At 42.5% G+C, this 11,715-nt stretch carries 8 protein-coding genes; all 8 read right to left on the bottom strand.

Annotation, left to right across the window (positions count from 1 at the left end; genetic code table 11):
* Positions 1 to 107 precede the first annotated feature (107 nt).
* The 8 genes from B7717_RS03945 to B7717_RS03910 all read right to left on the bottom strand — a co-directional run bounded on the left by B7717_RS03945 (position 108) and on the right by B7717_RS03910 (position 11,680).
* Positions 108 to 881: an NUDIX domain-containing protein gene (locus tag B7717_RS03945; protein ID WP_084944251.1), complete on the bottom strand. Its 774-nt coding sequence runs from the start codon at positions 879 to 881 to the stop codon at positions 108 to 110.
* A 1-nt stretch (position 882) separates the two neighbouring features.
* Positions 883 to 1,662, bottom strand: a complete 780-nt coding sequence (pnuC, locus tag B7717_RS03940) for a nicotinamide riboside transporter PnuC (protein ID WP_049501310.1) — start codon at positions 1,660 to 1,662, stop codon at positions 883 to 885.
* 9 nt (positions 1,663 to 1,671) lie between these two features.
* Positions 1,672 to 2,730 (bottom strand): AAA family ATPase, encoded by a 1,059-nt coding sequence (locus B7717_RS03935; protein ID WP_008293135.1) that lies wholly within the window; start codon positions 2,728 to 2,730, stop codon positions 1,672 to 1,674.
* Between the two features lie 146 nt (positions 2,731 to 2,876).
* Positions 2,877 to 5,309 carry an ATP-dependent Clp protease ATP-binding subunit gene (locus B7717_RS03930; RefSeq protein ID WP_001109730.1) on the bottom strand — a complete coding sequence of 811 codons (2,433 nt, stop codon included), beginning with the start codon at positions 5,307 to 5,309 and terminating at the stop codon, positions 2,877 to 2,879.
* Position 5,310: 1 nt separating this feature from the next.
* Positions 5,311 to 5,769: a CtsR family transcriptional regulator gene (locus tag B7717_RS03925; protein ID WP_061407682.1), complete on the bottom strand. Its 459-nt coding sequence runs from the start codon at positions 5,767 to 5,769 to the stop codon at positions 5,311 to 5,313.
* Between the two features lie 171 nt (positions 5,770 to 5,940).
* A complete protein-coding gene (locus tag B7717_RS03920; protein WP_241502069.1) occupies positions 5,941 to 9,741 on the bottom strand; it encodes a Spy0128 family protein in 3,801 nt (1,266 codons plus the stop codon).
* A gap of 203 nt (positions 9,742 to 9,944) precedes the next feature.
* Positions 9,945 to 10,673, bottom strand: a complete 729-nt coding sequence (locus tag B7717_RS03915) for an ABC transporter ATP-binding protein (protein ID WP_084944250.1) — start codon at positions 10,671 to 10,673, stop codon at positions 9,945 to 9,947.
* Entirely contained in the window at positions 10,673 to 11,680 is a 1,008-nt protein-coding gene (locus tag B7717_RS03910) for an ABC transporter substrate-binding protein (RefSeq protein ID WP_084944249.1), read from the bottom strand. Before B7717_RS03910 ends, B7717_RS03915 begins: the two co-directional genes overlap by 1 nt.
* Between the last annotated feature and the right edge of the window lie 35 nt (positions 11,681 to 11,715).

The raw sequence follows: 11,715 nt of genomic DNA, 5'->3' as shown, positions 1-11,715 counted from the left end.
ACTTTATATAGTCGCTTGCATTGTTCTAAAATAAAAACAGTCGCAACAGCAAAGTAACCTAATAAGGGCAAACAAAGAGGTCGGGAACTTTGTTCCGACCTCGCTTTTTATTTCAATCGATAGGTTTTTCTTGGTTTCTTTTTGGGCACTCGTTTGAGTCCGACTTCTTCTACATATTCGCCGTATTTTACGAGAAAGTTATTGCTGACGATTGGGCGACCTGGGTTGATGAGATTGACTAGTTCAGTTCCTTCGTAGACAGTGAACTCCTCTTCCAGCAGATAAAGGAAGGTCGGATTCCAGTCAAGTCGCCCTTGGATTCGTTTGATGGACTCTTGAATAATAGCATAATGGTCAAAGGCGAAGGCACTCTCCTCCAACTCTACTTCCTCTAGGAAGCACTTGCCCGTCTGAAAATCCACATCTACGAAAACGACATCCTTAGCATCGTCTCCAGCCTGAACGAGGTCTAAGGCACGACTAGGCAGGTACACCAAGTGGGCAATGGTCACCGTCCAGCCCCGTGGATCACGACCGGGAGTCGATACTGTCATCAATTGCTCGATTTTTTCTAAAGGTAGATCGAGATTGACTTCTTCTCTCACCTCACGCTGACAGGCATGCGCAGCATCTTCTCCCTTGTCCATAAAGCCTCCAACCAGAGCCAAACAGTTTTGATAAGGGTGGGCCTTGTGACGGATCAGCAGGAGCTTGATCTTTCCTTCGACAAAGCAGTAGGCTACCATATCTACTGTCACACTTGGTTTTTCATATTGAGGGAGTTCCTGCCTGTAGTACCAGTCTAAAAACTCCTCCTGACTGGCATGGATTTCATAATATTCTTTTTCCGTCATCCCTGCTGGAATCTTCGTATCTACCATTTTAAGCCTCCTTTCGAACTGCCTTGGTCCATTGGTACCATCCCACTAGACTGTTGAGTGTGTAAACCCAGTACATCCCTTGGATGTGAATATTTTCACCCCACCAGAGATAAATACTAAAGAGATTGGTTGCAATCCAGAAAATCCATTGCTCACGGTAGAGACGTGTCATCAAGAGCTGACCAACACCATTGGTCGCATCAGTAACACTATCACGGAAAGGACGAGCGCTATTGATACTTTGATAAGCCAAGCCCATACCAATCCAGATAATGGCAGTCAAGGCCAAGTACTTGAGCCAGTCAAGAACAGATAATTTCTTAGCTTCAAAGTGGGATTCTTCTGGTTTTCCTTGGTCATTGATACGATTGGACAGCCAAGCATAGAGACCAATCGGCTGCATGACAAAGAAGTAAACAGTCGTCAAAACTTCGCCATAAAAAGTCGCATTCATAGCTAAAATCAAATAGATAGCCGAGTTAATGGCCCCAAAGAGATAATTGCTTGCACGCCCTTCTGCTACCAAAATAACACAGACAATCCCAGTCCAAGATGCAAACAAGCTCAGCCAGTCATGGCTTTCTGTATTTTGCGTGAATTCCAAGATCAAGGGAACACTTGACAAAGCGATGAGATACAACCACTGGAAAAGACTACGGCCGACAAAGAGATCTTTCCAGAGCAAGTGCATGGTTCCTACAAAACCGATCTTGCGGGCTTCTGCATGGACATTTTTAAAGTTTTCGATAAATTGTGTGATTTTTTCAGTTAGTTTTTTCATATTTTTCTCCTAATCTGCTTGGTAAATGGCATCAATAGCTACTTTGGCTGCTTCATAATTGCCTAGGTAATCCTCAGCTAGATAAACTAGTGGAATGTTTGCTAAGTAGCGCTCCCTCATCTGATCCAAATGCTGGGAAAAACTTTGACGAATATGGTCTTCTGCCATGGTCATATCTCTAAACCCGTCATTGACATAGGAGCCGACAGGTTGCACAAAGAGAATCAAGTCCCATTTTTCCTTGGCCAAGATCGAAACAAAGAGATTGTCAAAGGTTTCTCCTGATAAGTCCTCTTGATCCTCAGCCTCCATGTAATAATCATAGTAGCCCTTGGTTACTAAGGAGTTTGTGTCAGCTATCACTAGACCTCGATTGGAATTACTGTCAATTAACTTAGAGGTCTGGTCATACTGCCCTAAAAGAAGATAATAGTAATCTTTTGGAGTCAATTCATCGTCGCGGACATTGTTTTTGATCTGGTACTCACGTGCGTATTCCAGGCTAACCGGCGCATCGTAATACCTTGCCAAATCCTTGGCTAGAGTGGTCTTCCCATTGCTGGCACTTCCCATAATCAACACTTTCTTTGTAAACTGACGACGGAAGGGCTGAGCAATATATTTCCAATATTTGCTTGGATTTTCTCGAATCATAGTCGCTGAGATACCAAACTTTCTTTCTTGCAAGACGGTCTCAAAGCCACGTTTAGCTAATTCTTGCTGGTAGTCTGCTTCTCCTACAAAGAAGATCAGTTCTTGCTGGGCTTCATCGTAGGAAATCTCCGATAACATCTGGTCCAACCACTCCTGCCAGCCCATAGGGTAAAGGGGAAGGTTGGTCTCATCCAGTTTGCAGACAGAGGTCAACTCGTCATCCCGAAAAGCCTCTCGGATATAGCGAAATCGTTTTTGGAGACTTAAACCTACCTGCTCGCCTCGGTTTCCCTCGTAGCCTAAAACGACTACCCAGACCTGGTCACACTGACGCTTCGCTCGCTGGATCAGATCGATATGACCCTGATGAAGAGGGGCAAAGGTCCCAAATACCACTGCTGTTTTCTTTTTCATAAACATTTTACCTTTTTATAATTTTTGATATTTTTATTTTCTATGTTTTTATTATATACTATATTTTTGTTTTGTCAATAGTTTTTTATCATTTTTTATAAAAAAGTAGCAAAAAAAGAATCAGGATTGCTCCTGATTCTCTATTTTTAAGCAATATCAAATTTTAATTGACCAGCTTTAACACCGATTTTGAGGGTCTTGCCTGCTACCAGTTCTCCCTTAAGGAGGAGTTCTGCCAACTTGTCTTCCACTTCTGTTTGCAGGGTTCTGCGAAGTGGACGGGCTCCCATTTCTGGATTGTAACCGTGACTAGCTAGCAACTTCAGTGCCGAAGCTTGCAGTTTCAAGTCAATGCCCTTCTCTGCCAGGCTAGCAATCAATGGTTTAACCATGATCTTGACAATTTCCTGCATGTGTTCGCTATCCAAACTATGGAAGACCACCTTTTCATCAATACGGTTGATAAACTCTGGTCGATAAGTTTTTTTCAGCTCTTCAAAGATTCGTTTCTCCATATTTTCCTGGTCAAAACGAATATCCTTGGCCCCAAAGCCGACCGTCTTGTCATCACGAAGAGCCGTCGCACCAAGGTTTGACGTCATGATGATAATGGTATTTGAAAAGTCCACCTTGCGTCCCTTGCTATCTGTCAAGACACCGTCGTCCAGAACCTGCAAGAGAACATTAAAGATGTCTGGGTGGGCCTTCTCTACCTCGTCAAAGAGAAGCACTGAGTATGGTTTGTTGCGAACCTTCTCGGTCAACTCCCCACCTTCTTCGTAGCCTACATAGCCCGGAGGAGCTCCATTGAGACGGCTAGCTGCGAATTTCTCCATATACTCACTCATATCAAAGCGGATAAGGGCTGATTCGTCATCAAAGAGGACTTCTGCCAGAGCCTTTGCCAATTCGGTTTTACCGACTCCTGTCGGCCCTAGGAACATAAAGGAACCAATTGGACGCTTGTGACTTCGAATACCAGACTGGTTTCGGCGAATCGCACGGCTAATACTTGAAACAGCTTGATCTTGGCCAATAACACGTTTGTGCAACTCCGCTTCCAAGTTCAGGTATTTCTTAGCATCTGTTTGCGTCAGCTTTTGGACTGGGATCCCTGACAAGCGGCTCAAGGTAGTCAAAATTTCAGATTCTGTTACCAAGTCTTTATAGACAGGGACTTCCTGCTCCTTTGCAATTAGCTGGGCAGCTTGTTTCCACTTGCCATCCATCAGGGCCTTGTCAGCTGGAGTCAAGTCGGATTCGTCTGCTTTCACCTGCTTGGATTTGTTTTGCACTGTTGCTGCTGCTTCATCTAAGAGGTCGATAGCAGAGTCTGGCAAGTGACGACTGGTCAAGTAACGATGCGCCATCTTAACAGCTGTTTCGACAGCTTCATCTGTGATTTGCACACGATGGTGTTTCTCATAGGTCGCTTTCAAGCCTTGCAAAATAGTCATACTGTCAGCTAGACTTGGCTCTTCAATCGTCACTTTTGCAAAACGACGAGAAAGAGCTGCGTCTTTTTCAATGTGTTTTTGGTATTCTTCTTGAGTGGTTGCACCAACTGTTCTCAGAGTTCCGCGAGCCAAGGCTGGTTTCAAGATATTAGCCGCATCTAGAGTCGAGTCAATACCACTACCAGAACCCATGATGGTGTGGAGTTCATCGATAAAGAGGATGACTTTGCCATCTTCCTCGATATCCTTGATGATGTTGTTCATACGCTCTTCAAAGTCACCACGGAAACGTGTCCCTGCAACGACATTCATCAAATCAAGCTCTAGAACGCGCATCTTTGCCATTTCCGCAGGTACATCCCCACTGGCAATACGCTGGGCAAGTCCAAGTGCCAGAGCTGTTTTCCCGACACCCGCATCTCCAACCAAGACCGGATTGTTCTTGGTCTTTCGACTCAAAATCTGAATCATACGTGAGATTTCCTTGTCTCGACCGATAACTGGCTCTAACTTGCCAGAGCGCGCTTGCTCCGTCAGGTCATGCGTGTAGTCCTCGAGACCGCCACTTTGAGCTTGAGGCATGCCCATCATATTGGCCATGGAATTTTGCTTGTCAGTTACTGTGCGATGACGTTGACGCAAAGCCTTGAGATCTTCTCTAGTCCAGCCAGCACGTTCTTCTAGATTGCGACGAAGAGCAGCAATTCTGACCTGATCTTTCTGGTCTTCATAAGAAAAGCCTGCTCTCTCCAAGATGCGAGTTGCCAAGGCATTGCCGTCATGCAAAATCGCATAGAGGACATGCTCTGTCCCTAGCACCTTAGCATGGACCACTGAGGCCACATACTCTGCTTCTGCAAAGAGAACCTCCAAACGATGGGAAAAGGGCAATTCCGTAAAGGTTTCGTCCTGGCTATAGTCCGTTTCAGTCAGTTCCAACGCAACCTCTTCTAAACGGTCCATTTCATAAGGATAATCATTTAAAGTCGCACCTGCCACACTGTAACTGTGATTGGACATGGCAATCAATAAATGCCAAGACTCTAGATAACGGGCTCCAAAATGGCTCGCAACCATGTAGGCACTTTCGATACATTCATTCAATGCTTTTGAATAGTTCATCTTACTTCTCTTTTCTATCTACCTCTTGTAATAGCTGTCGGAGCATATTGGCACGGACAGCTGAGGATTCTTCCCCTAGGACACGATCTGTTGCTACAGAAGTCAGCAAGGTCATTTCCTGCTTGGTCATCAAGTCCTGCTCCACCAAAAGCTGGAGAATATCCTCATAGATTTCTTGACTAACTCGCTCACCAATCGAGTAAAGCAAATCGCGGAGCATCTCGTGATGATTGGAAAACTCAATACGCCCTATGCGAATGTAGCCTCCGCCACCACGCTTGCTCTCAACTAAGTAACCTCTGCTTTCCGTAAAGCGGGTCTTGATGACATAGTTGATCTGACTAGGTACAACCTGAAAGGTATCTGCCAACTGGCTCCGTTGCAATTCCACGATACCAGACTGGTCTAAAATCGCCTTGATATAGGCTTCGATATGATCTGATGTATTTTTAAATCTCATAGTGAATCAAACTCCTTCTTTGAACCTTGACTATCTTTGACTATTATACCGAAATTTTTGATTTTTTTAAAGGAAAAGGGAGCAAGTTGCGAAGATTATTATAAACTATCCAAAACAAAAAGATGGGACCGTAAAACAGTCGCCATCTTTTTTAGTTATTCAAAGTTAAGATTAGTCAACTTTTTTAGCACGGTATACAAGTCCTGCCAAAGCTGCAAGAACTAGACCAAGAATAGTAGAGAATGCTGTAAAGTCTGCTCCACCAGTGTTTGGCAAATCTCCCTTAGGCTGTTCACCCTTAGGATCTTCCTTAGGTTCTTCTTTTTTCGGTTCAGTATACGTGTTAGTGATTGTTGGGTTGTTACCTGTAACTGTTGTTACAAGTTTGCCTGCACCGTTGTCAACCACTTCAACTGTCACTTTGTAAGAATTCTCATCATATTTGATATTCTCATCGTTACCTTTTACTTCAGTAATAGTGTAAGTGTGCTCACCTGCTTCTTTGTACTCAATTGCTGTGAAAGTAACAGTACCGTCTGCAGCATTTGTAGCTGTTTCGATTACTTCGTTACCTTCTTTAAGTTCAAACTTAAACTGACCTGCTACAAGTTCTTTTTTACCATTCAAGACTTTCTTAGCTGTTAAGTTTACTTGTGTTGAAGACGCGACATAAGTGTTGGTGAAGGTTGGGTTGTTGTCAGTTACAGTCGCAACAAGTTTGCCTGCACCGTTGTCAACAACTTTAACAGTCACTTTATGTGTGGCAGTATCATATGTCACACCTGCTTCGTTACCTGCTTTTTCAGAGATAGTGTAAGTGTGGTCGCCTGCTTCTTTATACTCGATACCTGCGAAAGCAACTGTACCGTCTACAGCGTTTGTAGCTGTTCCGATTACTTTGTCACCTTCTTTAAGTTCAAACTCATATTTACCTGCTTCAAGAGTTTTACCATTCAAGACTTTCTTAGCCGTGATGTTTACAGTTGTTGAAGCTGCTTTATATGTGTTGGTGAAGGTTGGGTTGTTGTCAGTTACAGTCGCAACAAGTTCGCCTGCACCGTTATCAACAACTGCTACCTTAACTTCGTGTTTAGCAGTGTCGTATGTCACACCTGCTTCACTACCTGCTTTTTCAGAGATAGTGTAAGTGTGGTTGCCTGCTGCTGCGTACTTGATATCTTCGAAAGTCACAGTACCGTCTGCAGCATTCTTAGCTGTCGCAACGACTTTGTCACCTTCTTTAAGTTCAAACTCATATTTACCAGCTTCTAGAGCTTTACCTTCCAAGACTTTAGTAGCCGTGATAGTAGCTTTTGTTTCAGCGGCTTTATAAGTGTTGGTGAAGGTTGGGTTGTTGTTAGTTGCAGTTGCAACAAGTTGGCCTGCACCGTTATCTGTAACTTTTACTGTTACTTTGTGAGTAGATTCATCGTATGTCACACCTGCTTCGCTACCTGCTTTTTCAGTGATAGTGTATGTGTGGTCGCCTGCTGCTGTGTACGTGATATCTTCGAAAGTCACAGTACCGTCTGCAGCGTTTGTAGCTGTCGCAACGACTTTTTCACCTTCTTTAAGTTCGAATTCATATTTACCAGCTTCAAGGGCCTTACCATTCAAGACTTTCTTAGCTGTGATAGTAGCTTTTGCTGAAGCTGCTTTATAGGTGTTGGTGAAAGTTGGGTTGTTATCAGTTACAGTCGCAACAAGTTGGCCTGCACCGTTATCTGTAACTGCTACCTTAACTTCGTGTTTAGCAGTGTCATATGTCACACCTTTTTCACTACCTGCTTTTTCAGTGATAGTGTATGTGTGGTTGCCTGCTGCTGTGTACGTGATATCTTCGAAAGTAACAGTACCGTCTGCTGCGTTTGTCGCTGTTCCGATTACTTTGTCACCTTCTTTAAGTTCAAATTCATATTTACCTGCTTCAAGAGCTTTACCTTCCAAGACTTTAGTAGCCGTGATAGTAGCACTTGTTGTAGCCGCTTTATAAGTGTTGGTGAAGGTTGGGTTGTCACCTGTAACAGCCGCCTCAAGTTGGCCTTGACCGTTATCTGTAACTTTTACCTTAACTTCGTGTTTAGCAGTATCGTATGTCACACCTTTTTCGCTACCTGCTTTTTCAGTGATAGTGTAAGTGTAGTCACCTGCTGTTGCGAACTCAATTTCTTTGAAAGTAACAGTTCCGTCTGCAGCGTTTTTAGCTGTCGCAACGACTTTGTCACTTTCTTTTTCTTTAAGTTCAAACTCGTATTTATCAGCTTCAAGCTCTTTACCGTTCAAGACTTTAGTAGCTGTGATGATAATAGGTTTTGCTGGTTTAGCTTTATAAACGTTCGTGAAAGTAATGTTCTTTGTATCTGGTGTTGCAACAAGTTGACCTTGACCGTTATCTTTAACGACTACTTTTACTTCATAAGCATTTGGATCGTATTCAACTCCGGCTACATCACCTGCTTTTTCAGAGATAGTGAATGTACGGGTTTCTTCTTGTGTGAACTTAAGTTCTGGGAATTGAATCTTACCGTTTGCATCGTTTGAAACAGTGTGGAGAACTGCTCCGTTTTCTTTCAACTCAAATTCAAATTGACCAGCCTCAATAGCTTTACCGTTCAAGACTTTCTTAGCTTCAAGTTGAAGTTTTGCTTCTTTAGCAGCGTATGTGTTTGTAAATTCTTTCTTAGAATCTTCAAATTTGACGCTTGCTAATTTTTCACCCAAAACATCTTCTACTGTTACAGTCGCTTTAAGGACGTTCGCATCATAAGTGTATCCAGGTTTGTTATCATTAACTTCTTTAATGGTATATTTAAAAGTTCCTGCTTCTTTGTATTTGATTGCCTCGAACTTCACTTTACCATTCTCATCATTTTTGACAGTTTGTAAAACATTACCTTTGTCATCTAGAAGTTGGAAACTAAATGCATCTTTTTCAAGAGCTTTACCTTCAAGTTTCTTAGTTACTTCTATAGCTACCTCATCCGATTTGGCGCCTCCACCAATACCGTCTGTTGTGGTAATTGGTGCAAAACCTTCAAAATCAATTGGTTGAGCTTCCTCGTTTGTAGTTACCGACACGTTATTTAGTACACGTTTAGTAACTTGGTCAACTGGTTTAGTCAAACGAGTACGGTATAGGATGAACAAACCTTTATGATCAAGAGTTCCATCACCATTAGGTGTAATTGAGAAATGGTTCTTATCTGTCACTTGAACATGAGCACTATCCAATTTTGTTCTTCCGTAACCATTTTCCCAGTCTGGGAAGTAGTAACCAGTGATTTCACTTGCAAGAACTTGTCCATCAGGAATAGTATCTTGGATATTTACACCAGTGTAAGATTTTGCATAGCGGTTAACACGGATACGCCAGTTTACATAGTTAGGATCGTCTGAGTCTTGAACTCCCCATTTAGTAAATCCAGTTGGGTCAACGTCTGGAACGATACGAGTCAGATGATAAACTCCTGCACCAGGAATGTTGATTTCATATTCCTTATTCTTTTCAACATGGTCTGCCCATACTACAGTAAATGATGCAACAATTTGTTTGTTCTCATTAAACTTCTTAAAGTACTCTTCGTTTGTTACTGTAATCTTAGCAGTATTCGTTGCCTTCTCTGTTGTCAGTTTTGCAATCGTTTCACCGTTCGGAGCTTTCAAATCTGTACTAGAATCTACTTCGATTTTGAACTCATTTGGAACGTGATAAACCATGAAATCACCGTTATTCAGAGTTACATTGTCTGGGAATGCGTAAGTTGTTTTAAGATAGAACTTACCTTCACCATATTTGGCATGATCGACTAATCGGTTCGTATTAATCGTCGGCTCTGTTGTCAAAGTGTACTCTGATTCAGTTTTTTCGGCAGCACTAACTACTCCATTAAGTCTTAGTGCAGGCAAAAAGACCGACACAACCAGTAGCAAGGCCATCAAGCCACGAAAGAGTTTGCTAGTTCTCTTTTTCACCACATTATCCTCCTTATTGTCTATAATGGTTCAATTATATTATACAGTTCCATTACAAAATGTCAACTAAAATTTATTTATTTTTATATTAACTTACCATTTCTTTAAATAATAAGCCTAATCATGCATGTTCATCAGCTTTGAAACAAAAAATACAAGCAAGGATTTCGCTTGTATTTAATATATTCTAATTTCCTAAAAGGCTACGTATTTAATCCCAATTCTGCTAATATTTGCCGTTTGTAGGTAATTTTTTGGACTTCCTTGTCTTCGTTCTGGGACCAATCTAGTTTGACTTCAGAGACAATCTGTCCAGGCCGATTTTTTAGGATGTAGATGCGGTCGCTGAGATTGAGGGCCTCTTCAATACTATGCGTGATGATGAGGGTCGTCAGCTGTAGCTGTTTGTGAATCTCCAGATACCAAGCGTGGAGTTCCATCTTGGTCATCTCGTCCAAGGCGCTAAAAGCCTCATCTAAAAGAAAGAGCTTGTGTCCAAAAAGATAGGTCCGAAGCAAGGCTACACGCTGGCGCATCCCTCCGCTGAGTTCGTGAGGATACTTGTCCCGTACAGCTGTCAACTGGAAGGTCGCAAGGATGTCATCCGCTCGGGCAACGGCTTCTGCCTTATCCACCTTTTGAATCAAGAGGGGCAGGATGATATTGCCAAGCACCGTCTTGTGCTCCAAGAGGAGATCCTTTTGCAACATATAACTCACGCGCCCCTTGGGATTTTCCTCGCCATCAAGAACAATTCTTCCCGACTGGACTTCTAAAATTCCTGCAATCAGATTAAAGAGGGTGGTCTTTCCAACACCACTTGGACCTAGGATAGAAACTACTTCACCTGAAGTCACCTGCAGGTTGATGTCCTCTAAAATCTTTTCATCGCCATAGGCATAGCTTACGTGTTCTAGTCTAATTTCTGTCATTACTTTACAAATTCATTAGTGAAGCCTTTGTCTGTCAAGTCTTCTTTAAGGATACCATTTTCTTGGTCCCATTTGTAGAAGGCATTCCAGCGAGCTGCGTCAAATTGTCCCCATTTTTCCTTGTCACTTGCGTATTCTTTTGACAAGTATTTTTGAGATTCGATGACAAAGTCACGTTTTTCCTTGAGTTCAGGTGCATTCTTGATGAGAATATCCGCAGCTTCTTCTGGATGTTCCATGGCATATTGGTAGCCTTTTTTGATGGCTTGGATGACTTTACGAGCTTCTTCTTTATTGTCTTTGAGATAGTCGTTGTTTGCGATGATAACTGGTGAGTAGTAGTCAAACTCTTTCACATAGTCTTTCAAGTACATGAAGTTGGCGTCTACACCTTGAGATTTGGCAAGGATACCGTCCCAACCGTAGTAGATCCAAGCAGTATCAAAGACACCATTGGCAATTGGTGTAATCGAGTTTGAGTCGTTGTTTGGTACTTTTTCGACCTTCTCAAAGTCTCCACCTTGAGATTCTACCAAGGTTTTCAACATAGCTAGTTCCGTTGGGTCATTCCAAGTTCCGTATTTCTTACCAACCAAGTCCTTTGGACTGCTGACATTGTCCGATTTACGTGAGATGATTCCTGATGTATTGTGTTCTACGATAGCGGCAACGGCAGTAATCCCTGCTCCTTTTTCTAATTTCTTAGCCATGTAGTCTTGGAAATAGATAGCAAATGGTGCCTTGCCATTGATCACCAAGTCAGACGAGCTTTCTTCTGGTGGCAATTTCAAATCAACATCCACTCCAGCTTCTTTGAAATAACCTTTTTCCTTGGCAACGTATAGCCCTGTGTGGTTAGTATTTGGCGTCCAGTCTAGGATAAAGTCAATCTTCTTGAGTTCTGCTTCTTTATTGTCCTTAGAAGCAGTCCCTTGACCACAAGCCACCAGCACGACAGCTACAAGAGCTGTCACAAGCGTTAAAAACACTTTCCATGTTTTCTTCATTTTCATTTCCTCTTTTCTTTTTCTAAAACGCTCTA

The sequence above is a fragment of the Streptococcus oralis subsp. oralis genome, from assembly GCF_002096495.1.
Taxonomy (GTDB): domain Bacteria; phylum Bacillota; class Bacilli; order Lactobacillales; family Streptococcaceae; genus Streptococcus; species Streptococcus oralis_CU.
The sequence above is the reverse complement of the archived record's forward strand: the minus strand, read 5'-3'. Positions and strand labels throughout refer to the sequence as shown.